The organism is Gordonia sesuvii (assembly GCF_036350415.1).
Classification (GTDB): Bacteria; Actinomycetota; Actinomycetes; order Mycobacteriales; family Mycobacteriaceae; genus Gordonia; species Gordonia sesuvii.
Genome location: NZ_JAZDUF010000007.1, coordinates 25,091 through 50,160, shown reverse-complemented (window position 1 = coordinate 50,160; position 25,070 = coordinate 25,091). Strand labels below are relative to the sequence as shown.

Genomic DNA, 25,070 nt, shown 5'->3' with positions numbered 1-25,070 from the left:
CTGCCGACCGCTGACGGTCGCCCCCTGACCTCGGCCACCCCATGCGCATGCCACCCAGCGTAGGCGATCGTTTCCGACTCACCGCGCGCTGCTCGGCCCGCCCCACGGGCACTGCGCCTACAGTCGGAGGCGTGAGCGAACGTGACCCGGCCGCGGGCGGCGGCTCCAGTCCGTACGACGAACCCACGGGTGAGATCGACCTCGGTGAGGCCGGGGCGCAGCGACGGCGACGGATACCCACCGAGGAGCGCGACACCTTCTACGCCCGGCATGCGAACCCAGGGCCTGGGGGCGCCTCCCGGGTCGACGACCTCGACGACATAGAACCCGACGAGGTGGCGACCCGGTCGATGACGGCGGACCCGAACGGGCCGGCGACCCCGACTCCGCCGCAGAGCCCGCGCACTGCACCGCCCGAGGCGGACCCGACCCCGCCGACCGAGGCGATCGACCGGCGTCCGCCCGGTGCGGTCGAGGGGCGTGAACCGGCCGCCGACGATCCGACCGCACGATTCGCGGTACCTGCCGCGGATGCGGGAACGACACCGTTCGCCGCGGCCGACGACCGTGACCCGTTGCCGCCGACGCCGACCCCGACCGAGGCGTATCTGCCGCCGACCGAGGGCTATCGGGCGTCGTCCGAACCGTATCCGGCGACCGAGGCATACGCGGCCGTGCCGTCCGACGATCCCGTCGGCTACGAGCAGCGCGACGCCCCGGTCGGCGACGAGCGACTGCGATCGGTCGAGGAGGATCTCGCTGATGCCGAGCGCCGCGCCCGGCGCGGCACCATCGACCTGGGCCTGCTCCTGCTGCGATGTGCGGTCGGGGTGATCGCGATGGCCCACGGTGCGCAGAAGTTGTTCGGCTGGTGGAACGGGCCGCGACTCTCCGGCTTCGAGGACATGCTCGTCAACGACGCGAACCCGGCGATCGGGTTCGCGGCTGATGCGGCGCGGCCACTGGCGATCGTCGGCGCACTGTCGGAGACCCTGGGCGGACTGCTGCTGGTGATCGGGCTCTTCACGCCACTGGCCGCGTCCGCGGTGCTCGGCGTGATGTTGGTCGCGGCGGCCTACAAGGCGACGCTCGCCGGCGGCGTGTGGTTCTTCGCGACCGGCGGCGGTGGCCCGGGCATCGAATACGAGTTGCTGTTGGCGGTCTGCGCGGCGGCCATCATCCTGACCGGCCCCGGCCGGATCTCCATCGACGCCCCCCGCGGCTGGTCCCGGCGTCCGGCGTGGGGCTCGGTGGCGATGCTGGTGGTGGGTATCGGCGCCGCCGTCGCGGTGTGGTTGATCTTCAACGGGACCAACCCGTTCGAGTCGCCGGGCAACCCGACCGGCTGACCGCGGCGCGGGGAGAGTGTCGGGTCAGTCGACGGACCGGACCGCCCCGCGGTCTGCCGAGGTGGCCAGCTTCGCGTACGCCCGCAGCGCCGTGGTGACCGGACGCTGACGCTCCTTCGGTTGCCACGGGCGCTCCGAGGCCTCCATCTTGGCGCGCCGCTCGGCGAGAACGTCGTCGTCGATCAGCACCTCGAGCCGACGCGTCGCGACGTCGATCAGCACCGGGTCGCCGTCCTCGATCAGGCCGATCGCGCCGCCGGAGGCGGCCTCGGGCGACATGTGCCCCACCGAGAGACCCGACGAACCGCCCGAGAAGCGGCCGTCGGTGACGAGCGCACACTTGCGGCCCATCCCGGTGCCCTTCATGAAGGCGGTCGGATGCAACATCTCCTGCATCCCCGGACCGCCGGACGGGCCCTCGTACCGCACGACGAGGACCTCGCCGGCCTGGATGGTCTTCGACAGGATCACCTGGACCGCTTCCTCCTGGCTCTCGACGACACGCGCCGGACCCTCGAAGTGCCACAGGTCCTCATCGATGCCGGCCGTCTTGAGGACCGCGCCATCGGGTGCCAGGTTGCCGCGCAACACACACAGACCACCCTCGACCGTGTAGGCGTGCTCGAGGTCGCGGATACACCCGCCCGCCGCGTCGGTGTCCAGCGAGTTCCACCGGTTGGCGGTGGAGAACGGCGTGGTCGTGCGCACTCCGCCGGGTGCCGCGTGGAAGAGTTCGAACGCCTCGGGAACGGCCGAGCCGCCGCGGATGTCCCAGTCGTCGAGGAACTGTGCGATCGACGGACTGTGCACGGTGGAGGCGGTGTCGTCGATCAGTCCGGCACGACGCAGCTCGCCGAGGATCGCCGGGATGCCGCCCGCGCGGTGCACGTCCTCCATGTGATAGTCGGAGTTCGGCGACACCTTCGACAGACATGGCACGTTGCGGCTGATCTGGTCGATGACCGACAGGTCGAAATCGGCCACCTCACCCTCCTGTGCGGCGGCGAGGATGTGCAACACCGTGTTGGTGGAGCCGCCCATCGCGACGTCGAGCGCCATGGCGTTCCGAAACGCCGTGGCCGAGGCGATGTTTCGCGGCAGCACGGACTCGTCGTCGTCGCGGTACCAGCGGGTGGCCGCCTCGACGACGACGCGCCCCGCACGGTCGAACAGCGCGCGGCGTGCCTCGTGGGTGGCGAGGGTGGATCCGTTGCCCGGCAGCGCGAGTCCGAGCGCCTCGGTGAGGCAGTTCATCGAGTTCGCGGTGAACATGCCCGAACACGATCCGCAGGTGGGGCAGGCCGACCGCTCGACCTCGCTGAGCCCCTCGTCGTCGACGGCGCTGTTGGCCGATGCCGAGATGGTGGTGATGAGGTCCGATGACGGATGGGCGACGTCGCCGACGACGACGGCCTTCCCGGCCTCCATCGGACCACCCGACACGAAGACGGTGGGGACGTTGAGCCGCATCGCGGCGTTCAGCATCCCGGGAGTGATCTTGTCGCAGTTGGAGATACACACCAGCGCGTCTGCGGTGTGGGCGTTCACCATGTACTCGACCGAGTCGGCGATGATCTCGCGGCTCGGCAACGAGTACAGCATCCCGCCGTGACCCATGGCGATGCCGTCGTCGACCGCGATGGTGTGGAACTCCCGCGGCACACCGCCGGCCGCCCGGACCGCGTCGGCGACGATCTCCCCGACATCCTTGAGGTGTACATGGCCCGGCACGAACTGGGTGTAGGAGTTCGCGATCGCGATGATCGGCTTCCCGAAGTCGTCGTCGGTCATACCGGTGGCGCGCCACAGTGAGCGGGCGCCGGCGGCTTCGCGTCCGACGGTGGTGGTCCGGGACCTCAGAGCTGGCATCGCGATGTACCTCGATCGATTCGATCACCCCGCACGCGCGGGACGGTGGGACTGGGCGTGACGTCGACGACCACCTGCCGGTCCGTCGGCACCACGCCGACCGAGGCTACTCCGCTGTGACCTGCGTGAACAAACCGTATTCGGCGCGGCGTACCTCAGATCCCCAGTACCGCTTTGGCGATCGTGAAGTAGATGATCAGCCCGGTCGCGTCGCAGAACGTGGAGATGAACGGGGTCGAGAACACCGCCGGGTCGACCCCGATCGTCTTCGCGACCAGTGGCATGACGCCTCCCGCCGTCGCCGCCATCGTGCAGACCGACAGAATCGTCAAACCGATCACCGTTCCGATGTCGAGGTCGTAGGCGACCCAAGCGACGGCGAAACCGACGAGGCCGAGCCCGGCGCCGAGGGTGAACCCCACCCGCACCTCCTTGGCGGCGACCCGGGCCACGTCTCGGGGGATGACGTCGGACACTGCGAGCGCCCGGGTGACGGTGGTGGCCGCCTGCGATCCGGTGTTGCCACCGATTCCGGTGAGCAACGGGATGAACAGGGCCAACGCGACCATCTGTTCGAGAGTCCCCTCGAAGAACTCCAGGACGTTGACGGTGAGGATCGCCGACACCGCCAGCACGAACAGCCACACGATCCGCGCCCGGGTGATGGACCACACAGACGAGACCAGGTAGGGCTCGTCGAGCGGTTCGCGAGCGCCGGCCCGTGCTTCGTCGACGTCGCGCGCCTGCTCGATGACCTCCACGGCGTCGTCGAGGGTGAGGACACCGACGAGGCGGTTGTCGTGATCGATGACGGGCATGGCGAGGATGCCGCGGTCGATGCACCGCTGGGCGGTGGCCTCGGCGTCGTCATCTGCGGCGGCGAAGACGGGCCGCTTCATGATGGTGGTGATCGTGGTGTCCGGGGCGGTCAGCAGCAGGTCGCGCAGGCTCACCACCCCGCGCAGGTCGCGCGACCGGTCGATGACGGGAACGGTGTAGATCGTCTCCGCATCGTGGCCGCGGTCTCTGACCCGGACGAGGGTGTCGGCCACCGTCTCGTCGTCGTAGCCGTGAACGAACTCGGGGCTCATCCGCCGACCGACGGAGCGCTTGGGATATCCGAGGACGACGCCGGTCATCTCGCGCTCGGCGGGCGGCAGCTGTTGGATGAGACTCCGGGCGACCGAGGCCGGTAGCTCGTCGAGCAGTTCGGCCCGGTCATCGGGTTCGAGGTTGTCGAACGCCTCGGCGACCTCTGCGGTACCCAGGTCGGCGATCAGATGGCGCTGGGCATGCGGCGGGAGGTCGTCGAAGACGTCGACCGCCAGTTCCTTCCGCAGCACCCGGAAGGCGATGACCCGCCGACTGCGGGGGAGATGCTCCAGCACCTCGGCGATGTCGGCGTGGGGAAGTGTCGCCAGCGTGGCGGCGGTCGCCGCGAGATCGCCCGAACCGATGAGGGCGTCGACGGTGCTGATCTGGGAGGTCGGCATTCGCCACACGGTAGAAAGATCCGGTGAACGCCACGTGGCGTGAGTCGGAAGTGGGGGGTCTCTGGCGCAGATTTACTCGCGAGACGTCCCGTGTCGATCACTCGTCGGGGATGGCGAACGGGTCCGGGATTCGGCCTCGGCTGGCCACCGAGAGTTGTGGGAGGTCGTCGAATCCGATCGCGGGCAGCTTGACCCGCGCGCCCGACATGGTGACCGCTCGCACCGCGCTCCACCGCGGGAACTGCAGACCTTCGAGATCGGTCCAGGCCACATCGCGTGTCCCGAAGGTGTGGACCGCGTGCAGACCGTCCTCGGTCACCACGGTGCGCACATGGCGAATCCACCACGCCAGGATGAACGGGATCACGAGCGTCCAGCCGAGCCAGACCAGCGACGTACCCGAGAGGATGATCGTGACGACCGCCATCATCGGAACCGTGAAGTACGCGAGCCCGTTGATGCGGAAGACGACAGGAAGCGTGACAGCGGCTTCGTCGGATCCGGCATCCGACGGAGCCGCCTCGGACTTGGGTGCGTCGGACTTCCCGGTGTCGGAGTTCGCTGTCTCGGACTCGGAAGGATCGGCGTTGGCATCGTCGGCGGGGTCGGTTGGCACGCCGCCATTGTGCCAATGAGGCCTTCCGGCTCCGCCCACGGGGACATCATCGGGCTCCGCCCACAGGGCGACATCACCTGTGCTTTCCCACAATGTGGGACGCCAGGGTCCGGAGTTTGACTCTGCTCAGGGCGCAGTCTTACCGTGAGCACGTGATGCAGCACGAGATTCTCGTAGTACTCGGCCGGCGCGTCGTCGCCTGACCGGTCACTTCGTAGACCCTCAAGCATCGACGCGCCACCCTCGAACAGCCCAGCTGTCGGGGGTTTTTTCTTGTCAACTCAACGAAACACAGAACAAAAGGACCGTGCAGTGAGCGCACCAACAGCACGTACCGACGGCACGCGGACACCCGCGCACCAGGCGGGGCCGCGTCAACAATCGTCAACGGGTCAGAACCTGCGGGCGGTAGGGCAGCACACGGTGGCACCCGAGCGTGTCAGCGGAGCGCAGTCGGTGGTTCGTTCGCTCGAGGAGATCGGCGTCGAGATCGTCTTCGGCATCCCCGGTGGCGCGGTCCTACCGGTGTACGACCCGCTGCTCGACTCGCCGAAGGTCCGTCACGTGCTCGTCCGTCACGAGCAGGGCGCGGGCCATGCCGCCACCGGCTACGCGCAGGTGACCGGTCGCGCCGGCGTGATGATGGCGACGTCGGGACCGGGCGCCACCAACCTGGTGACCCCGCTCGCCGACGCCCAGATGGACTCCGTTCCGGTGGTTGCCATCACCGGCCAGGTCGGCCGCGCCCTGATCGGCACCGACGGGTTCCAGGAGGCCGACATCTCCGGCATCACGATGCCGATCACGAAGCACAACTTCCTGGTGAACAATGCCGCCGACATCCCGCGGGTGATCGCCGAGGCTTTCCACATCGCCGAGAGCGGCCGCCCCGGTGCGGTTCTCGTCGACATCCCGAAGGACATCCTGCAGAGCCAGACCACCTTCTCGTGGCCCCCGCAGATCGACCTGCCCGGCTACCGTCCGGTCACCAAGCCGCACGGCAAGCAGGTGCGTGAGGCCGCGCGACTGATCCAGTCGGCGAAGTCGCCGGTGCTGTACGTGGGCGGCGGCGTCATCAAGGCCAACGCGTCCGAGGAACTGCGTGAACTGGCCGAGCTGACCGGAATCCCGGTGGTCACCACGCTGATGGCGCGCGGGGCATTCCCGGACAGCCATCAGCAGCACCTGGGCATGCCCGGTATGCACGGCACCGTCGCCGCGGTCGCGGCTCTGCAGCGCAGCGATCTGCTGATCACGCTCGGTGCGCGGTTCGACGATCGTGTCACCGGTCAGCTGTCGTCGTTCGCGCCGGATGCCAAGGTCATCCACGCCGACATCGACCCGGCGGAGATCGGCAAGAACCGGCATGTGGACGTGCCGATCGTCGGTGACTGCCTCGCGGTCATCAGCGATCTCATCGAGACCATCCGCAACGAGCGGGCGACCACCACGGCGGCACCGGATCTCACCGCATGGTGGCGTTATCTCGACGGCATCCGCCGCACCTATCCGCTGAGCTATGACCGTCAGGCCGACGGCTCGATGTCGCCGGAGTTCGTCATCTCGGCCATCGGCAAGGCAGCCGGTCCCGATGCGGTCTACTGTGCCGGCGTCGGCCAGCACCAGATGTGGGCAGCGCAGTTCATCTCCTACGAGAAGCCCCGGACGTGGCTCAACTCCGGTGGTCTCGGCACGATGGGCTACGCGGTCCCGGCCGCGATGGGCGCCAAGATGGCCGCGCCCGACACCGAGGTGTGGGCGATCGACGGTGATGGCTGCTTCCAGATGACCAACCAGGAACTGGCCACCTGTGCGATCGAGGGCATCCCGATCAAGGTCGCCCTGATCAACAACGGCAACCTCGGCATGGTCCGTCAGTGGCAGACCCTCTTCTACGAGGAGCGCTACTCGAACACCGACCTGTCCACCCACTCCCGGCGCATCCCGGACTTCGTCAAGCTGGCCGAGGCGTTGGGGTGCGCGGCCTTCCGGGTCGAGCAGGAGTCCGACGTGGACGAGGTGATCGCCAAGGCCCGCGAGATCAACGACCGCCCGGTGGTGATCGATTTCATCGTCGGCGCCGACGCGCAGGTGTGGCCGATGGTGGCCGCCGGCACCGGCAACGACGAGATCATGGCCGCCCGCGACATCCGACCGCTGTTCGACGACGACGAATCCGCATCGGACACGCCCGACATCCACGACGCGATGGGCCGCACCGACGCGGCCGTGCTGGCAGAGAAGGACGAGAAGTGAGTACTACCCACACCCTCAGTGTCCTGGTCGAGGACCGCCCGGGCGTGCTCGCCCGAGTCTCGGGCCTGTTCTCCCGCCGCGGCTTCAACATCGAATCGCTCGCCGTGGGACCGACCGAGCTCAAAGGGATCTCGCGGATGACCATCATGGTGACCGTCGACGACTTCCCCCTCGAGCAGGTGACCAAGCAGCTGAACAAGCTGATCAACGTGATCAAGATCGTCGAGCAGGACCCGGAGAGCTCCGTCTCCCGAGAACTGATGATGATCAAGGTCCGGTCGGACTCCGCCGTGCGGTCCGAGGTCATCGAGGTGGTGAACCTGTTCCGCGCCAAGGTCATCGACGTCTCCCCGGAGTCGCTGACCATCGAGGCGACCGGAACGAGCGAGAAGCTCGAGGCGCTGCTGCGGATGCTCGACCCGTATGGCATCCGGGAGATCGCCCAGTCGGGCGCGGTGACACTCGGACGGGGACCCAAGAGCATGTCGGCGAACCGCTGACACGCTCGGAGAACACACATCCCTTGGGTGACAAGCGATCCCGAGGGCAACGAAAATCGAAGGGAAGCAACTGTGGCGATCGAACTGTTCTACGATGACGACGCCGATCTGTCGATCATCCAGGGTCGCAAGGTCGCGGTGATCGGCTACGGCAGCCAGGGCCATGCCCACTCACTGTCGCTGCGCGACTCCGGAGTCGAGGTCGCGGTCGGTCTGCGTGAGGGCAGCAAGTCGCGCGAGAAGGCTGCCGAGCAGGGCCTCAAGGTCCTGTCCGCCGCCGAGGCCGCCGAGTGGGCCGACGTCATCATGATCCTGGCGCCGGACACCTCGCAGGCCAAGATCTTCACCGAGGAGATCGAGCCGCATCTGAAGGACGGCGACGCCATCTTCTTCGGGCACGGTCTGAACATCCACTTCGACCTGATCAAGCCGGCTGAGAACATCACCGTCGGCATGGTCGCGCCGAAGGGCCCCGGCCACTTGGTGCGCCGGCAATTCGTCGACGGCAAGGGTGTGCCGTGCCTGATCGCGGTCGACCAGGACCCGAAGGGTGAGGGCCAGGCGCTCGCACTGAGCTACGCCAGCGCGATCGGTGGTGGCCGTGCCGGCATCATCAAGACCACCTTCAAGGAAGAGACCGAGACCGACCTGTTCGGTGAGCAGGCCGTGCTCTGCGGCGGCACCGAGGAACTGGTCAAGACCGGCTTCGAGGTCATGGTCGAGGCCGGATATGCCCCGGAGATGGCCTACTTCGAGGTGCTGCACGAGCTCAAGCTGATCGTCGACCTTATGTACGAGGGCGGCATCGCGCGGATGAACTACTCGGTGAGCGACACCGCGGAGTTCGGCGGCTACCTGTCCGGCCCGCGTGTCATCGACTCCGACACCAAGGAGCGGATGCGCGGCATCCTGCGTGACATCCAGGACGGCACCTTCGTCAAGCGCCTCGTCGCCAACGTCGAGGGCGGCAACAAGGAACTCGAAGACCTCCGCAAGCGCAACGCCGAGCACCCCATCGAGGTCACCGGCAAGAAGCTGCGCGACCTGATGAGCTGGGTGGATCGGCCGATCACCGAAACCGCCTGAGCCGGATAGCTCACCGAGGCCGTGGGCCCCACGTCACCGCGACGTGGGGCCCACGCTCGTCTGATCCAGCAGGGCCGGCGCACGCCGATCGACGAGCCGGAACAGCGCGGCCAGTACAGCGCCCAGGATCAGCACCACGACCGCGTTGAGAAGGGCTCGCGCGTAGCCGATCTCGGTCACGTCGAGGAACGGATACGGGTACCAGTCGACGAACGCGCCCCGGACGAACGTGTAGAGCAGCCAGGCGACCGGCCATGCGAACGCCCAGCCGATGACGGCCGGACCGAATTGTCGACGCGGACCGAACAGCAGCCAGGCGAGCAGGGTGGCCCACGGCGAGATGTAGTGGAATCCGATCGTCGCGACCAGGGCCGCGCCGGTCAGGTGGACCTGAGGCGCGAGCACGATCGCGAACACCAGGCCGGTCACGGTGATGCCGAGCAGGGCGTCGAACCGGCCGACGGCGAATCGGGTGCCGGTGCGAAGAGGGTTGATCGCCAACAGGATCGACACGGCCAGGACGATGAGGTTGCTCTGGATCGTGAAGTAGCTGAGTAGTCGGACAAGCCGGGTCGCCACGCCGACGTCGGCATCGGTGTCACCGGAATTGGCGTCGGCGCCACCGGTGAACAGCAGCGCCACTTGGATGATCAGGCTGCCGGCGACCACCGCGGCGATCATGGCGTGGATCGTCCGGAACGCGATCAACCGGTTCGATGTCATGTTCTCCTCGGGTGTCCCGGAGATGGGGACGGCCCCGAGGCGGACCTCGGGGCCGTCACCGATGTCTCATCGGTCGGTCGGATTCTTCTCGATCAGATCGGCCGGAAACCTCCATAGGCCGGAAGAGAACCGACGCGCCGCAGGATCGGAGCGATGTTGGTGCCGGTTTCGGGTCCCAGGCAGGCGAGGAAGTAGTAGGCGTTGACCATGCCGACCAGGCGGTCGCCGACCACGACCGGGCTTCCGGAGTCGCCTTCGACGACGCACATCTGGCTGAAGTGCACGTCACCATCGGAGAACCAGCTGATGCCGCAGGTGTTGCCGGTGGTCCGGCCCTGCTTGCACGCGATGGCAGGGAAGGCCAGCGGCCGGGGGTCGATGCTCCGGATGGTCAGGCCGCGCACCGAACGCAGCGGCACGACCTTGGCCGGGTTGAACTCGATCACCGCGATGTCGAGGTCGCTGGTGGAGTAGGTGATCGTGCCGGCCTGCCCGCGGTCCTGGAAGGTCTCCGAGTACACCTTCTGGCCGGGGGTGCCGCAGTGTCCGGCGGTGATGCCGATCAGCTTGCCGGTGTTCGACCGGCCGATGGTGGTCAGCGTGCAGGCGGCCGCCGAGCTCCCGCCCTTGAGCACCAGGATCCCCGACCCGCCACCGAGGTAGATCTTCGCCGGCGCGGCATCGACTGAGCCAGCCCCCAAGCCCACCAGCACCGTTGCAGCCAAAACAGCCAACAGTGCTGTCAGCTTCCTCATCATCACACTCCGCTCATTCGATGCGCACAAGAAAACGTCGGCCACGGGTCAGTCCGGGCCAAGCACACGGTACCGGGCGGTCACCGCGTCGTGCCCGTTGCGGAATCTTCCCGGGGTCGGTTTGCAACCTATCCGTAATGCCGATCACAATCTAGCGTTGATTTCGGGTCGGCTGACCAGACCGACGGATACCGGCTGCAAATCTGACATTCGGTCACGACTAAGCTGTCCGCGGAAGTCCCACGGTTTCGATCGCCCGTGGCGATCTCCACATCCTCAACAGACTTTGGCCCCAAACCATGGAGAATATCGTGACCTCAGCTGGCCGTCCGGTCGTTCTGATCGCCGACAAACTGGCTCCCTCGACCGTCGAAGCGCTGGGCGACGACGTCGAGGTCCGATGGGTGGACGGCCCTGACCGGCCGAAGCTGCTCGAAGCGGTCGCCGGGGCGGATGCGATCCTTGTGCGGTCGGCGACCACCGTCGACGCGGAGGTGCTCGACGCCGCACCCGGTCTGAAGATCATCGCGCGTGCCGGTGTCGGCCTCGACAACGTGGACGTCCCGGCCGCGACCAAGCGTGGCGTCATGGTCGTGAACGCGCCGACATCCAACATCCACACCGCCGCCGAGCACGCTGTCGCGCTGCTGATGTCGGCGGCGCGTCAGATCCCCGCCGCCGACGCGACGCTGCGCGAGCACACCTGGAAGCGTTCGGCGTTCAACGGTGTGGAGATCTTCGACAAGACCGTCGGCGTGGTGGGTCTGGGCCGGATCGGCCAATTGGTCGCCGCCCGTATGGCCGCGTTCGAGACCTCGATCATCGCCTTCGACCCGTACGTGTCCCCGGCGCGCGCCGCCCAGTTGGGCATCGAGCTCGTGAGTCTCGACGAGCTGCTCGAGCGCGCCGACTTCGTCACCGTGCACTTGCCGAAGACCCCCGAGACGCTCGGTCTGATCGGCAAGGATCAGCTGGCGCGCACCAAGAAGGGCGTCGTCATCGTCAACGCCGCCCGCGGCGGCCTCGTCGACGAGCAGGCACTCGCCGATGCGATCAACTCCGGCCACGTGCGTGCGGCCGGGCTCGACGTCTACGCCACCGAGCCGTGCACGGATTCGCCGCTGTTCGAATTGCCCCAGGTCGTGGTGACCCCGCACCTCGGCGCGTCCACCAGCGAGGCGCAGGACCGCGCCGGCACCGACGTCGCCAAGAGTGTCCGGCTGGCCCTGGCAGGGCACTTCGTGCCCGACGCCGTGAACATCACCGGCGGCGCCGTCGACGAAGAGGTCGCGCCGTGGCTCGAGGTCGCCCGCAAGCTCGGCGTGCTCGTCGGCGCGATCAGCGCCGAGCCGCCGACCTCGCTCGTCGTCGATGTGCGCGGCGAGTTGGCCGCCAACAGCGTCGAGGTGCTCGGGCTGTCCGCACTGCGTGGCCTGTTCTCGGCTGTGCTCGACGAACCGGTCACCTTCGTGAACGCCCCGGCGGTGGCCGCGGACCGCGGTGTCACCAGTGAGGTCACCACCGCCTCGGAGAGCCCGAACCATCGCAGTGTGGTGGACGTGAAGGCCGTGTTCGCCGACGGCTCGGTGCACAACGTGTCGGGCACCCTGACCGAGCCCCGGCTCGTCGAGAAGATCGTGAACATCAACGGCCGCAACTTCGATCTGCGGGCCGAGGGCCACAACCTGATCGTCAGCTACGCCGACCAGCCCGGTTCGCTCGGCCGGATCGGCACGCTCCTCGGGAACGCCGGCATCGACATCCAGGCCGCCGGTCTCTCGCAGGACGCCGACGGCCCCGGTGCCACCGTGGTGCTCCGGGTGAGCGGGCAGCTGGGCGACGACCTCGTCGCCGCCATCGGCGAATCCGTCGGCGCGACCCTCATCGAGCAGGTGGATCTGGCATGAAACTGGCCGTGATCGCCGGCGACGGCATCGGTCCCGAGGTCATCGGGGAGGCCGTCGGCGTACTGGAATCGGTTGTCGCCGATGTCTCGACGACCGAGTTCGACCTCGGTGCCCGTCGCTATCACCGCAACGGCGAACTGCTGACCGACGACGATCTCACGTCGTTGCGCGGCCACGACGCGATCCTGTTGGGCGCCATCGGCGACCCGTCGGTGCCGTCGGGCGTGTTGGAACGCGGTCTGCTGCTGAACATGCGGTTCGCGCTCGATCACCATGTGAATCTGCGTCCGGCGCGCAAACTCCCGGGGGTCGCGTCGCCCTTGGCCGGTGACCCCGACATCGATTTCGTGGTGGTCCGGGAGGGCACCGAGGGCCCGTACACGGGTAACGGTGGCGCCATCCGGGTCGGCACGCCGAACGAGGTCGCGACCGAGGTGAGCGTCAACACGCGGTTCGGTGTCGAGCGGGTGGTGCGCAACGCCTTCGAGCGGGCGCGGGCGCGGCGCAAGAAATTGACGCTGGTGCACAAGACGAATGTGCTGACGTTCGCCGGCTCGATGTGGAGCCGCGCGGTTGCCGAGATCGGCGCCGAGTACGCCGACGTGACGACCGACTACTGCCACGTGGATGCGGCGACGATCTACCTGGTCACCGATCCGGGGCGTTTCGACGTGATCGTCACCGACAATCTGTTCGGAGACATCATCACCGACATCGCCGCCGCGGTCACCGGCGGGATCGGGCTCGCGGCGTCCGGCAACATCGACGCCACCCGGACAAACCCGTCGATGTTCGAACCGGTGCACGGCAGCGCCCCCGACATCGCGGGGCAGGGCAAGGCGGATCCCACTGCGGCCATCTTGTCCGTCGCGCTTCTGCTGTCGCATCTCGGTGAGAACGATGCGGCCGAACGGGTCGAGAAGGCGGTTGCCGCAGACCTCGCCGACCGGGGTTCGGAGACCTTGAGCACCAGCGAGATCGGACGTCGGATCCGCGATCGCGTGTAGGTGACATCGCATGAGCCCCGCCCGGTTCGCCCGGGCGGGGCTCTTTGCGTACCGGGTCACTTCTCCAGTCGCCAGTGCAAAAGTTGTTCTATTTTGAATAGAACTATATGATCTTTCCGTGTTGATCCGCATCGATCCGAACTCGCGCATGCCGCTCTTCGAGCAGGTCGCGGCATCGGTGCGGGGAGCGATTGCACACGGCGAGGTCGCGCCCGGTGAACGGCTGCCGCCGGCACGCGAACTGTCGGCATCCCTCGACATCAATCTCCACACCGTGCTGCGTGCCTATCAACTCCTGCGTGATGAGGGAGCCGTCGAATTGCGGAGGGGTCGCGGAGCGATCGTGACGGGGTCCGCGCCGGATCGCGCCGAGCTCGTGGAGGCGATCGATCGGCTCGTGGCGCTCGCCCGCAGGCTCGACATCCCGCCGGCAGTACTGACAACCGAGATCGAGGAGAGGTGGACACGATGACGGATGGACCCGGAGGGCATCCGGCCACACCCGGCGGACCGACGGGCCGAACGCGAGCCGCGGTGCTTCTTCTCGCCACAGCCCCGTCGCTCGTGGCGGGGATCGTGGGAACGCTGCTGGTTGCCTCGTGGCGCCCCGAGTTGCCGAACCCGGTCGCCACCCATTGGTCCACCGACGGTGCCGACGGATTCTCCGGCCACGCCTTCGTGATCGCTGCACCCATCGTCGTCGGCGTGATCGGTGCCATGCTCGGCTGCTTCGTCTTCGCCGCCACACGTGAACGCAACCTCGTCCAGTCCGTCACGGGACTCATTGCCGGAGTGTCGATCTCGATCATCGGAGTCGTCGTGCTCACCACCGCCGACCAGCGTGGCGTCACGGACGCATCCGCGGTGCCGACGCCGCAGTGGCAGATCCTGTGTGCGCTCGGGCTCGGCATCGTGTGCGGCATCGGGGTCGCGGCCGCCACGCCGCGCTGGTCACAGGCTGTTGCCGACCGGGACATCGGTGAGCGTCCCGAACTGTTCCTGAACTCCGCGGAGCGGTTCGTCTGGACACGCGCCGTGTCGATGTCAGCCACCGCGTCGGTGATCCTGTCGGCCGCGCTGGTGGTGCTCGCGACGGTGTCGTTCGTGCTCGGATCGTGGATCGTCGTCGCGATCCTGGCGGTGGTGGTGATCCTGACGGCGCTGCTGTGGGGAGTGCGCGTCACAGTGAACCGGTCCGGGGTCACCACACGCGGGCTGTTCGGATGGCCGCGCACCACCGTCCCGATCGCCGATATCGACCATGCCGAGGTGGTGCCCGTCCGCGCGATGCGCGACTTCGGCGGCTACGGCTACCGAATCGCTGCCCACGGAGACCTGAAGGGCGCGAAAGGTTTCGTGCTCCGGTCCGGTTCGGCGCTACTCGTCGTCCGCCGTGACGGACGTCGCGACATCGTCGTGGTCGACGACGCCGCGACGGCCGCGGGACTGATCAATCACGTTGCGCGTCACGGGGGACCAGCGGCACCGCGATGAGCGGGGTGATCGCCGTCAAGGCAAACGCGAGTGGGAAGCCGACACCACCGATGATCGCACCCAACACCGGTGTGCTGGCCGCCGTAGCGAGGTACTGGGCGGTGTTCTGGATCGCCAGCCCGCGGCCACTCCACGTGGGTCCGGCGAACTCCGCGATCGCGGTGAACGCCAGTCCGTTGTCCGCCACCGACGCCACGGCCGCCGCGGCCATGACGATCGGCGCGACGGGACTGTCGAGCCAATCCGTCAGCGCCAGCACGGCGACGGAGACGGAGGCGGCGACCGCGATCACACGGATGGGCCGCATCCGCGAGCCCCATGCATCGGAGATCCGCCCGGCGACGATGCGGCCGATCGCGCCCACGACCTGCGTGACCGTGACCAGAATGCCCGCCGCGGCCGGTGCCCACTCGTGTGCCACGATCAACCACGTGGGGACAAAGGTCCACAGCATGGACTGCGGAATCACCAGCAGCGCACTGACGCCGTGCACGCGAGCGAGGAAACCACCTGTGCGGTAGGGGTTGTCCGCGCCTGCCGCCCGGGAGCTGCTCGACGGTGCCATCGGCGGATCGATGATTCCCACAACGGCCACCAGCAGCCCGAGTCCGGTCACCGCCGCGGGGATGACCAGGGCTGCCGTCACCCCGAGGGATTCGGCGGTCAGCGGCATGGTGAGTGCGCAGACCGCTATCCCCAGTGGCTGGGCCATCTGCCGCACTCCCATTGCGGTGCCTCGTTGATTCGCCGGGAACCAACCGACCACGATCCGGCCGCTGGCACCATTGGCGGCGCCCGAGCCGAGGCCGCCGATGAACAGTGCGATTGCGAGCGCCCAGTACGGCGCATCGGTCGCCGACATTACGACGGCTCCGACGGTGCCGACCGACGTCACGCACAGGGAGATGATCAGGACGTGGCGTTCGCCATAGCGGTCGAGCAGTACGCCCCACGGAATGATCAGGATCATCAGCCCGACTGTCGGGACGGTGGCCAGGATCGATGCGGCGGACAGCGGCACGCCGTGCTCGGTGTGCAGGGCCGGGATGAGATATGCGACACCGCTGACCGCGCAGGTCGTCGTCATAGCGGCGATCAGGGCGCAGCCGAGCATCGCCCATTTCCGCCGCGCCGACAACGTCAACGACTCCACGATATCTCCGATCTCACATTCTGGTACGAACTGTCCATATCTTAGAATCGATCGTGTTCGTGCCCAAGTCGAGTCCCGCAGGTTGGGAATCGGTGGTGCGATAGTGTCGTGCCATGCGATTAGGACGAGTTGCCAGCCCCGACGGAGTCGCGTTCGTCGCCATCGAGGACGCCGAAGACGGTCAGCGGGCACGCGAGATCGCCGAACATCCCTTCGGTACCCCGTCCTTCACCGGCCGGTCCTGGGCGCTCGCCGACGTGCGACTGCTGGCGCCGATCCTGGCGTCGAAGGTGATCTGCATCGGCAAGAACTACGCCGCCCATGCCGCGGAGATGGGCGGGGAGGCGCCGCCGGAGCCGGTGATCTTCATCAAGCCGAACACCTCGATCATAGGCCCCGAGGTGCCGATCGTGCGTCCGCCGAGTTCCGAGCAGGTCGACTACGAGGGTGAGCTGGCCGTGGTGATCGGTCAGCCCTGCAAGGACGTCGCGGCTGCCAAGGCAGCCGACGTCATCCTCGGGTACACCGTGGCCAACGACGTGACTGCCCGTGATCAGCAGAAAGCCGATGGCCAGTGGACGCGCGGCAAGAGCTACGACAGCTTCTGCCCGCTCGGGCCGTGGATCGAGACCCAGTTCGATCCGGCCGACGCCGAAGTGGTCACCGAGCTCGACGGTGAGGTCAAGCAGCGCTCCCGGACGTCGCTGATGCTCCATGACGTCGGCGCGATCGTGGAGTGGATCTCGCGGATCATGACCCTCCTGCCGGGCGATGTCATCCTTACCGGTACACCCGAGGGTGTCGGCCCGATGGTGGCGGGCCAACGTGTCGCCGTCACCGTGGAGGGCATCGGGACGCTCGCCAACCCCGTGGTGGACAAACCGTGAAGGGTCCGAAGACGGTCCGGGTCAACGGAATCGACATCTCCTACGACGACGCGGGCACCGGTCCGCTGGTCGTGATGGTGATGGGCACCGGCAGCCCCGGCCGGGTGTGGCAGGCCCACCAGCAGCCGGCGTTGGTCAAGGCCGGCTACCGGGTGGTCACCTTCGACAACCGCGGTATCGCCCCGTCCTCGGAATGTGCCGAGGGCTTCACGCACGACGACATGGTCGCCGACACGGCGGGATTGATCGAGCATCTCGGTGCTGGGCCGGCTTTCGTAGTGGGGACGTCGTTGGGCGCACGGATCACCCAGGAGCTGGCGCTGGCCCGCCCCGACGTGGTCAAGGCGGCCGTGATGATCGCCACCTACGGACGCAACAGTCCTCTGCAACAGGCGATCTCGGCAGGAGAGCGCGCCCTCTACGACAACAAGATCACGTTGCCGCCGGACTACGCCGCGGCGATCACCGCGCACCTGAACCTGTCGCCGCACACCCTCGACGACGACCGTGCGGCCAAGGACTGGCTCGACGTGATCGGGTTCTCGCCTCAGACCGTCACCGCCGGGGTTCGGGCACAGTTGGGGTTGCACGATCGGGAGGCCGACCGGCTCGGGGCCTACCGGGGCATCTCCCGGCCCGCACTGGTGATCGGGTTCGCCGACGACCGCACGCTTCCGCCGAAACTGGCCCGCGAGGTCGCCGACGCGATTCCCGGCGCGCGGTACGAGGAGATCTCCAAGGCCGGCCACTTCGGCTACCTCGAGCAGCCCGGCGAGGTGAACAGGCTGCTGATCGAGTTCCTCGACGCGCATCGCTGACCACCGGCGGCAGCCGGACCGTGCCGACGATTCGATACGCTGACCACCATGAGTGGCTCCGATGTGCGCGTTCGTTTCTGTCCGTCTCCGACCGGTACTCCGCACGTCGGGCTGGCGCGGACGGCGCTGTTCAACTTCGCGCAGGCGCGCCACGACAAGGGCACGTTCGTATTCCGGATCGAGGACACCGATGCGGCGCGCGACACCCAGGAGTCCTACGACGCGATCCTCGACGCCCTGCGCTGGCTCGGCCTGGACTGGGACGAGGGTCCCGAGGTCGGCGGACCGTACGGCCCCTACCGGCAGTCGGAGCGCCGCGACATCCACCTCGACGTCGTCGCGCGGTTGGTCGAGGCGGGGGAGGCCTACGAGGCGTTCTCGACCCCCGAGGAGGTCGAGGCCCGTCATCGCGCAGCCGGCCGCGACCCGAAACTCGGCTACGACAACTTCGACCGGCACCTCAGCGAGCAGCAGCGCGCCGACTATCGTGCCGAGGGTCGTAATCCTGTTGTCCGCCTTCGCATGCCGGACCACGACATCTCCTGGGACGACCTCGTGCGCGGCACTACCACCATCAAAGCCGGCACGGTCCCCGATTTCGCGCTCACCCGAGCGTCCGGAGATCCGCTCTACACCCTGGTGAACCCGGTCGACGACGCACTGATGAAGATCACCCATGTGCTGCGCGGCGAAGATCTCTTCTCCTCGACGCCCCGACAGATCGCGCTCTACGACGCACTGATCCGGCTGGGGATCGCCGAACGGGTGCCCGAGTTCGGCCATCTGCCGTTCGTGATGGGTGAGGGCAACAAGAAGCTGTCCAAGCGGGACCCGCAGTCGAATCTGTTCCATCACCGCGATCGTGGCTTCATCCCCGAGGGGCTGCTGAACTACCTCGCGTTGCTCGGATGGGGTTTCTCGGGTGACAACGATGTGTTCACGCTCGATGAGATGATCGGTGCCTTCGATGTGCGGCAGGTGAATTCGAATCCGGCTCGGTTCGATCAGAAGAAGGCGGACGCGATCAACGCCGAGCACATCCGGCGACTCGAGGTCGGCGACTTCGCCTCCCGTCTCAAGAGCTACCTGATCGATCGGGGACACCTCACCGACGCGGTCGACGACGCGTCCTTCACCGCCCTCGCCGAGCTGGTGCAGACCCGTATTCAGGTGCTCGAGGATGCCTGGCCGCTGATGTCCTTCCTCTACGTTTCCGATGCTGACTTCGTCATCGACGAGAAGTCCGCGGCGAAGAACCTGGGTGCGGACGCGGGTGAGGTGCTCGATGCCGCGACGGCAGCGCTGTCGCCGCTGCCGGGGTGGACCGGACCCGACATCGAGGAGGCGCTGAAGGGTGCCCTCGTCGACGGCCTGGGGCTCAAACCGCGCAAGGCGTTCGGTCCGGTCCGCGTGGCCGTCACCGGATCGCAGATCAGCCCGCCCCTGTACGAGTCGATGGAATTGCTCGGTCGCGAGAAGAGTCTGGCCCGACTGGCCGCAGCACGCGAACAAATCCCGAACTAGCGGTGTGACCTGCCGATTTGTGGTCTTGGGGGTACCCTTTGGTACTCTTCTCCTCGGTCCTTTTCCGAGCGGGACGCCGATCGGATGAGGGAAAACCTTGGGGTATGGTGTAATTGGCAACACAGCGGTTTCTGGTACCGCCATTCTAGGTTCGAGTCCTGGTACCCCAGCGGACAGCCGGTGACGGGTCTCCAACCGAGACGCCCACCCGGTCGTTCCAACTGAATAGCGTGTCCATGGCCCCGTCGTCTAGCGGCCTAGGACGCCGCCCTCTCAAGGCGGTAGCGCGGGTTCGAATCCCGTCGGGGCTACAGAAGGAATGCCTCCTCCGAGCGATCGGAGGAGGCATTTCTCGTAGGTGCGATCGCCGGTGGTCAGCCCTCGGCCGACGGTGCGGTGCTGCCCGCCTTCGGCATCGGGTCGAGCCCGAGCTTGCGGTGGTCCCAGGACCGCACGCGCTCGGTGACGAGGCGCACGGCCACACGCTTGTGCATCATCTGGTCGACGAACGGCCGCATCTCGTCGGTGTAGGGGCCGGTGTAGCGTTCCCACACGCTCACGCCGATCTTGAGGCAGGCGTCGGGATCGTCGAGGATCTCTGCGGTGCCCTCGAAGGCGACCCCACGCAGGGTGTCGTAGGTGTCGCCGTCCTCGATGAGCACCGAGCAGCGACTGTTGCGCCGCAGGTTCACCGCCTTCTGTGACTTCGCCTTCGTCTCGAACCAGATCTCCCCGTCGACGATGCCGTACCACATGGCGACGAGGTGGATGCTGCCGTCGGCACCCGTGGTCGCCAGTGTCGCGGTGCGGCTGGTGGCGACGAAGTCGTCGATCTCGGCCTCGGACATCACGATCTGACTGCGTTGTTTGACTCCCATGGGACTGACGCTAGCCGACCGGCTCGGCGCCGGGGCGGCAGTCCGGTCAGCCGCGGGTGGGGTGGAGACGCTTGTGGATGGCATCGGCGGCGGCCAGCAGGTCGGCGGCCCACCGGGAACCCGGCCGGCGGCCCATCCGGTCGATCGGCCCCGAGACCGAGATGGCGGCGACGACGTCTCCGGAGCCGTCCCGAACCGGTGCCGACACACTCGCCACGCCTGCGGCCCGCTCACCGGCGCTCTGCGCCCAGCCGCGCCGTCGTATCTCGTACAGCGCACGTTCGCTGAAGACGCTGTCGTGCAGCAGGGCGCGCTGGGTGCTCGGGTCCGTCCAGGCGAGCAGAACCTTCGCCGCAGAACCGGCGCTCATCGGAAACCGGGTTCCGACGGGCACCGTGTCGCGCAACCCGGTGGGCGGTTCCATGGCCGCGATACACACCCGCTCGGCGCCCTCACGTCGATAGACCTGAACGGACTCACCGGTGATCTCGCGCAGTCGGGGCAGGACCATCAGTGCGGCTTCCCGGATCGGATCGTGGGCGGAAGCGGCGAGTTCGCCGAGCGCCGGGCCAGGGCACCATCGCCCCGATGCGTTGCGCGCCAACAGCCGGTGGGTTTCCAGTCCGACCGCCAGACGATGTGCGGTGGCGCGAGGCAGTCCGGTGCGATCACAGAGTTCGGTGAGGTTGCACGGTGAGTCGGCGATGGCCTGGAGTACGACGACGGATTTGTCGAGCACGCCGATTCCGCTCGTGGTCGGCGATGCGCTATCCTTTCCCATAGGACGATATTAGCGTCCCAGATAATGAGATGCCACCATTGGTGGATGCCAGCCAACGAGATGCGAGAAGTGCCATGAGTTCCAGCCCCGCAGCACCGCGTACTCTTGCCGAGAAGGTGTGGGACGACCATGTCGTCGCACGCGGCGATGAGGATGCCGCCGGAAACCGCAATCCCGACCTGATCTACATCGACCTCCACCTCGTCCATGAGGTGACCAGCCCCCAGGCCTTCGACGGACTGCGCATGGCCGGCCGACCGGTTCGACGGCCCGACCTGACGATCGCCACCGAGGATCACAACGTGCCCACGGTGGACATCTTCAAACCGATCGCCGACGAGGTCTCGCGGACCCAGGTCGACACGCTGCGCCGCAACTGTGCCGAGTTCGGAATCCGTCTGCACCCCATGGGGGATGCCGAACAGGGCATCGTCCATGTCGTCGGGCCGCAGTTGGGACTCACCCAGCCCGGGATGACCGTGGTCTGCGGTGACAGCCATACCTCGACGCACGGCGCCTTCGGCTCGATCGCGATGGGGATCGGCACGTCGGAGGTGGAGCACGTCCTGGCGACACAGACGCTGTCGTTGCGCCCCTTCAAGACGATGGCCATCACGGTCGACGGTGAACTGCCTCCCGGTGTCACGAGCAAGGACCTCATCCTCGCCGTCATCGCCAAGATCGGCACCGGCGGGGGACAGGGCCACATCCTCGAATACCGCGGCGCCGCCATCGAAAAGCTGTCCATGGAAGCCCGCATGACCATCTGCAACATGTCGATCGAGGCGGGTGCCCGCGCCGGCATGATCGCCCCGGATCAGGTCACCTACGACTTCTTGAAAGGTCGCCCGCACGCTCCGACCGGTGCGGACTGGGATGCCGCGGTGGCCTATTGGGACAGTCTGCGAACCGATCCCGGAGCTGAGTTCGATGCGGAGGTCCACATCGACGCCTCCGCGCTGACGCCGTTCGTCACGTGGGGAACGAATCCCGGACAGGGGCTCCCGCTCGGAGCCCGTGTGCCCGACCCCGCGGAGATCGCCGACGAGACGGCGGCGACCGCGGCCCGTCGAGCACTGGAGTACATGGACCTCGAACCGGGAACCCCGCTGCGCGACGTGAAGGTGGACACCGTGTTCGTCGGCTCGTGCACCAACGGGCGCATCGAGGATCTGCGAGCGGTCGCCGACATCCTCAAGGGCCGCACCGTCGCCGACGGAATGCGGATGCTGATCGTGCCGGGGTCGATGCGTGTACGCGCGCAGGCGGAGGAAGAAGGCCTGGGCACGATCTTCGAGGCGGCCGGTGCGGAATGGCGCCAGGCCGGCTGCTCGATGTGTCTCGGGATGAATCCCGACCAGCTGTCGCCGGGTGAGCGCTGCGCGTCGACGTCGAACCGCAACTTCGAAGGGCGGCAGGGCAAGGGAGGCCGAACCCACCTCGTATCCCCGGGTGTGGCGGCGGCCACCGCCATCCGCGGCACCCTCTCGGCTCCCGCGGATCTCAGCTGACGCGAGATCCCACTGACAATCTCCAGACGATCGGATCGAGGCCATGGAACCCTTCATCACCCACACCGGAATCGGCGTGCCGCTGCGCCGCAGCAATGTCGACACCGACCAGATCATCCCCGCGGTCTACCTGAAGCGCGTGACCCGCACCGGTTTTGAGGACGGGCTGTTCGCCGGTTGGCGCAGCGACCCGGACTTCATCCTGAACAACGAACCCTGGAGCCGAGGCTCGGTTCTCGTCGCGGGACCCGACTTCGGAACGGGGTCGTCTCGCGAGCACGCCGTCTGGGCGCTGTCGGACTTCGGCTTTCGGGTGGTCATCTCGTCCCGTTTCGCCGACATCTTCCGCGGCAACGCCGGCAAAGCCGGTCTGGTTGCCGCCGAGGTCGAGCAGTCCGACGTCGAATTGCTCTGGAAGCGCCTCGAGGAGCAGCCAGGTCTGGAACTGACGGTCAGTCTTGCCGATCGAACGGTCACTGCCGGAGACCTCGTGGTGCCGTTGGCAATTGATGACTACACGCGGTGGCGTCTGATGGAGGGTCTCGACGACATCGGGCTGACATTACGGCAGGTAGAAGCGATTTCTGAGTTCGAGCGCAGCCGTCCGGCCTTCAAGCCGGCGACCCTTCAGGGCTGATCTGCGAGCACCTTCGCGGACCGTTACCCGCCGTCTCCGGAAGCCGATTCCTGCTTTCGATTTCGCAACATGCCTGGTTAATTGGCGTGGAAGATGGACGTTTTCGAATTCGGCGTTTACCGTGTGGAGTTAGCTGACCTACCGATGGGTCAGAACAGCTTGCGGAGGTTTCGATGAACAAAGCAGAGCTCATTGATGAGCTGACCAAAAAGCTCGATGCGGATCGCAAGACTGCGACAGCCGCCGTCGAGCTCGTCGTGGACACGATCGTCCGGGCAGTCAACAAGGGCGAGAGTGTGACCATCACCGGGTTCGGTGTCTTCGAGAAGCGCAAGCGCGCTCCTCGTGTGGCCCGCAACCCGCGCACCGGTGAGACCGTGAAGGTGCGCGCCACTTCGGTTCCCGCGTTCCGTCCGGGTGCCCAGTTCAAGGCTGTCGTCGCGGGCAAGCAGAAGCTGTCCGCCAGCGGCCCGGCGGTGAAGCGCGGAAGCAGCACCACCGCGGCCCCGGCGAAGAAGACGGCTGCCAAGAAGGCTCCGGCCAAGAAGACCACGGCAGCCAAGAAGACGACCGCGGCCAAGAAGACCACGGCAGCCAAGAAGACCACGGCGGCCAAGAAGACGACCGCGGCCAAGAAGGCCCCGGCAGCCAAGAAGACGACCGCGGCCAAGAAGGCCCCGGCGAAGAAGACGGCTGCCAAGAAGGCTCCGGCCAAGAAGACGACAGCGGCCAAGAAGGCTCCGGCCAAGAAGACCGCTGCGAAGAAGGCAACCGGTCGTCGCTGAGACACCGCACCGCTTTTCGCACCCGATCACCACTTCGGCCCCCGACGGTCTTCCCCCGTCGGGGGCCGAAGTGTGTGCGGACTCGATCCTGCCGTCAGTCCTCGCGGTCGGTGTGCGGCAGCGGACTGTCGATGTGGTCGGCGGCCAGCAACCGTCCTTCGAATGTCGACAACACCCACACGCTGGCCTTGCGATTGCGCTTGGCGGGCAGCGAGAGTTTGTCCTCGTCGGCCCACCACCGCATCAGTGGCGGGATGACCTTGCCCTGACTGCACACCGCATGGATCGCGGACGTGTCGGTCGCGATCTCGCGGATTCGACGGTGGGCGGCATCGGGATCCTCCCGATAGGCCTCTTCCGCCAGCGCCGGTTCGGAGACGATCGCCACGCCAAGCCGGTCGGCGGTGGGAGCCAATGTCTGTTCGCACCGCACCCGGTCGGCGGCGTGTAAGCGCTCCGCGCCGAAGCTGCCGAGGAGCGAGGCGAGTTCGCGTGCCTGTGCCCGCCCGAGCCGGTCGAGCGGCCGGAGTCGGTCGTCGCCCTTGAACCGGGAGCGAGAGCCGGCGCGGGCATGCCGCACCAGCAGCAGGGTGTGCAGGTCGGCCGGGAGCCGCTCGAACTCCTTGAGAACCTTCCGATCCAACGGATAACTCAGCACGGACGCCGCCGCCGACGGTTCGAGCCACCGGAGATCGTCGACCTCGTGGTTGGGCCAGAAGTCGCCTCCGAGTGCGCGCGCCGACCAATAGCGCACCCGCTTCCGGCCGCTCGGAACGTCATAGGCGACGTCGAGGAGATGGCGGCCGAGCTTGCTGAGTTGCCCGGTCTCCTCCCGCAGTTCACGGACCGCGGTGGTGATCAACGTCTCCCCGTCGTCGATCTTGCCCTTGGGCAACGTCCAGTCGTCATAGTCGGGCCGGTGGACGAGACAGATCTCGACGCCGCCGCCGCGGGTCGGCCGCCACAGCACGCCACCCGCGGCCCACACCGTCTTCGTTGTCTTGGACATCGAAGCGAATCCTAGGGGTTCGAGGTTGCGGA

General features: G+C 67.3%; 23 protein-coding genes and 2 tRNA genes. 16 read left to right on the top strand and 9 right to left on the bottom strand.

The window, feature by feature from the left end:
• The first annotated feature begins 131 nt into the window (after positions 1-131).
• Entirely contained in the window at positions 132-1,349 is a 1,218-nt protein-coding gene (locus VZC37_RS20130; RefSeq protein ID WP_330435073.1) for a DoxX family membrane protein, read from the top strand.
• A gap of 24 nt (positions 1,350-1,373) precedes the next feature.
• Here the strand turns inward: VZC37_RS20130 and ilvD are convergent, their stop codons facing one another.
• The 3 genes from ilvD to VZC37_RS20115 form a co-directional block, all read right to left on the bottom strand.
• A complete protein-coding gene (ilvD, locus tag VZC37_RS20125) occupies positions 1,374-3,218 on the bottom strand; it encodes a dihydroxy-acid dehydratase (RefSeq protein ID WP_330435072.1) in 1,845 nt (614 codons plus the stop codon).
• A 155-nt stretch (positions 3,219-3,373) separates the two neighbouring features.
• Positions 3,374-4,711, bottom strand: coding sequence for a magnesium transporter (gene mgtE, locus VZC37_RS20120; protein ID WP_330435070.1), 1,338 nt, complete (start codon positions 4,709-4,711; stop codon positions 3,374-3,376).
• Positions 4,712-4,808: 97 nt separating this feature from the next.
• A complete protein-coding gene (locus VZC37_RS20115; protein ID WP_330435067.1) occupies positions 4,809-5,327 on the bottom strand; it encodes a PH domain-containing protein in 519 nt (172 codons plus the stop codon).
• A gap of 312 nt (positions 5,328-5,639) precedes the next feature.
• Here VZC37_RS20115 and VZC37_RS20110 point away from each other — a divergent pair, with 312 nt between their 5' ends.
• From VZC37_RS20110 to ilvC, 3 genes are all read left to right on the top strand, one after another.
• Positions 5,640-7,583 (top strand): acetolactate synthase large subunit, encoded by a 1,944-nt coding sequence (locus VZC37_RS20110; protein WP_330435065.1) that lies wholly within the window; start codon positions 5,640-5,642, stop codon positions 7,581-7,583.
• Complete coding sequence (gene ilvN / locus VZC37_RS20105) at positions 7,580-8,083, top strand: acetolactate synthase small subunit (RefSeq protein ID WP_235722582.1); 504 nt, start codon at positions 7,580-7,582, stop codon at positions 8,081-8,083. Before VZC37_RS20110 ends, ilvN begins: the two co-directional genes overlap by 4 nt.
• A gap of 72 nt (positions 8,084-8,155) precedes the next feature.
• Positions 8,156-9,169 carry a ketol-acid reductoisomerase gene (gene ilvC, locus VZC37_RS20100; RefSeq protein WP_330435060.1) on the top strand — a complete coding sequence of 338 codons (1,014 nt, stop codon included), beginning with the start codon at positions 8,156-8,158 and terminating at the stop codon, positions 9,167-9,169.
• A gap of 33 nt (positions 9,170-9,202) precedes the next feature.
• On the opposite strand, the gene VZC37_RS20095 is transcribed toward ilvC, so the two are convergent.
• Both VZC37_RS20095 and VZC37_RS20090 read right to left on the bottom strand, forming a co-directional pair.
• The gene (locus VZC37_RS20095; protein ID WP_330435058.1) at positions 9,203-9,892 is read right to left on the bottom strand and encodes a Pr6Pr family membrane protein; all 690 of its coding nucleotides are present in this window, start codon (positions 9,890-9,892) and stop codon (positions 9,203-9,205) included.
• A 92-nt stretch (positions 9,893-9,984) separates the two neighbouring features.
• Positions 9,985-10,650 carry a chymotrypsin family serine protease gene (locus tag VZC37_RS20090; protein ID WP_330435517.1) on the bottom strand — a complete coding sequence of 222 codons (666 nt, stop codon included), beginning with the start codon at positions 10,648-10,650 and terminating at the stop codon, positions 9,985-9,987.
• A 308-nt stretch (positions 10,651-10,958) separates the two neighbouring features.
• Between VZC37_RS20090 and serA the strand changes: the two genes are divergently transcribed.
• From serA to VZC37_RS20070, 4 genes are all read left to right on the top strand, one after another.
• Positions 10,959-12,554: a phosphoglycerate dehydrogenase gene (gene serA / locus VZC37_RS20085; protein WP_330435056.1), complete on the top strand. Its 1,596-nt coding sequence runs from the start codon at positions 10,959-10,961 to the stop codon at positions 12,552-12,554.
• Entirely contained in the window at positions 12,551-13,561 is a 1,011-nt protein-coding gene (locus VZC37_RS20080; protein WP_330435054.1) for a 3-isopropylmalate dehydrogenase, read from the top strand. The genes serA and VZC37_RS20080 overlap by 4 nt, the downstream gene beginning before the upstream one ends.
• 118 nt (positions 13,562-13,679) lie before the next feature.
• Positions 13,680-14,033, top strand: a complete 354-nt coding sequence (locus VZC37_RS20075) for a GntR family transcriptional regulator (protein ID WP_330435051.1) — start codon at positions 13,680-13,682, stop codon at positions 14,031-14,033.
• A complete protein-coding gene (locus tag VZC37_RS20070) occupies positions 14,030-15,055 on the top strand; it encodes a DUF1648 domain-containing protein (RefSeq protein ID WP_330435049.1) in 1,026 nt (341 codons plus the stop codon). The genes VZC37_RS20075 and VZC37_RS20070 overlap by 4 nt, the downstream gene beginning before the upstream one ends.
• Here VZC37_RS20070 and VZC37_RS20065 read toward each other — a convergent pair.
• Complete coding sequence (locus VZC37_RS20065) at positions 15,012-16,169, bottom strand: MFS transporter (RefSeq protein WP_431309469.1); 1,158 nt, start codon at positions 16,167-16,169, stop codon at positions 15,012-15,014. The two genes, VZC37_RS20070 and VZC37_RS20065, sit on opposite strands and share 44 nt — an antisense overlap.
• Before the next feature lie 152 nt (positions 16,170-16,321).
• On the opposite strand from VZC37_RS20065, the gene VZC37_RS20060 reads away from it, so the two are divergent.
• From VZC37_RS20060 to VZC37_RS20040, 5 genes are all read left to right on the top strand, one after another.
• A complete protein-coding gene (locus VZC37_RS20060; RefSeq protein ID WP_330435045.1) occupies positions 16,322-17,095 on the top strand; it encodes a fumarylacetoacetate hydrolase family protein in 774 nt (257 codons plus the stop codon).
• On the top strand, positions 17,092-17,913 hold the full coding sequence (locus tag VZC37_RS20055; protein WP_330435044.1) for an alpha/beta fold hydrolase: 822 nt from the start codon (positions 17,092-17,094) through the stop codon (positions 17,911-17,913). The genes VZC37_RS20060 and VZC37_RS20055 overlap by 4 nt, the downstream gene beginning before the upstream one ends.
• A 48-nt stretch (positions 17,914-17,961) precedes the next feature.
• The gene (gene gltX, locus VZC37_RS20050; protein ID WP_330435042.1) at positions 17,962-19,437 is read left to right on the top strand and encodes a glutamate--tRNA ligase; all 1,476 of its coding nucleotides are present in this window, start codon (positions 17,962-17,964) and stop codon (positions 19,435-19,437) included.
• Between the two features lie 98 nt (positions 19,438-19,535).
• A tRNA-Gln gene (locus tag VZC37_RS20045) sits at positions 19,536-19,607 on the top strand.
• 68 nt (positions 19,608-19,675) lie between these two features.
• A tRNA-Glu gene (locus VZC37_RS20040) sits at positions 19,676-19,748 on the top strand.
• A gap of 63 nt (positions 19,749-19,811) precedes the next feature.
• On the opposite strand, the gene VZC37_RS20035 is transcribed toward VZC37_RS20040, so the two are convergent.
• A complete protein-coding gene (locus VZC37_RS20035; protein ID WP_330435040.1) occupies positions 19,812-20,315 on the bottom strand; it encodes a pyridoxamine 5'-phosphate oxidase family protein in 504 nt (167 codons plus the stop codon).
• Positions 20,316-20,361: 46 nt separating this feature from the next.
• Entirely contained in the window at positions 20,362-21,096 is a 735-nt protein-coding gene (locus VZC37_RS20030; RefSeq protein WP_330435038.1) for an IclR family transcriptional regulator, read from the bottom strand.
• A gap of 74 nt (positions 21,097-21,170) precedes the next feature.
• Here VZC37_RS20030 and leuC point away from each other — a divergent pair, with 74 nt between their 5' ends.
• From leuC to VZC37_RS20015, 3 genes are all read left to right on the top strand, one after another.
• The gene (leuC, locus tag VZC37_RS20025) at positions 21,171-22,607 is read left to right on the top strand and encodes a 3-isopropylmalate dehydratase large subunit (RefSeq protein ID WP_330435036.1); all 1,437 of its coding nucleotides are present in this window, start codon (positions 21,171-21,173) and stop codon (positions 22,605-22,607) included.
• Positions 22,608-22,650: 43 nt separating this feature from the next.
• Positions 22,651-23,244 (top strand): 3-isopropylmalate dehydratase small subunit, encoded by a 594-nt coding sequence (gene leuD / locus VZC37_RS20020; protein WP_330435034.1) that lies wholly within the window; start codon positions 22,651-22,653, stop codon positions 23,242-23,244.
• A 173-nt stretch (positions 23,245-23,417) separates the two neighbouring features.
• Entirely contained in the window at positions 23,418-24,029 is a 612-nt protein-coding gene (locus VZC37_RS20015) for an HU family DNA-binding protein (RefSeq protein WP_330435033.1), read from the top strand.
• Positions 24,030-24,123: 94 nt separating this feature from the next.
• Here the strand turns inward: VZC37_RS20015 and VZC37_RS20010 are convergent, their stop codons facing one another.
• Positions 24,124-25,038, bottom strand: coding sequence for an NUDIX hydrolase (locus tag VZC37_RS20010; protein WP_330435032.1), 915 nt, complete (start codon positions 25,036-25,038; stop codon positions 24,124-24,126).
• Between the last annotated feature and the right edge of the window lie 32 nt (positions 25,039-25,070).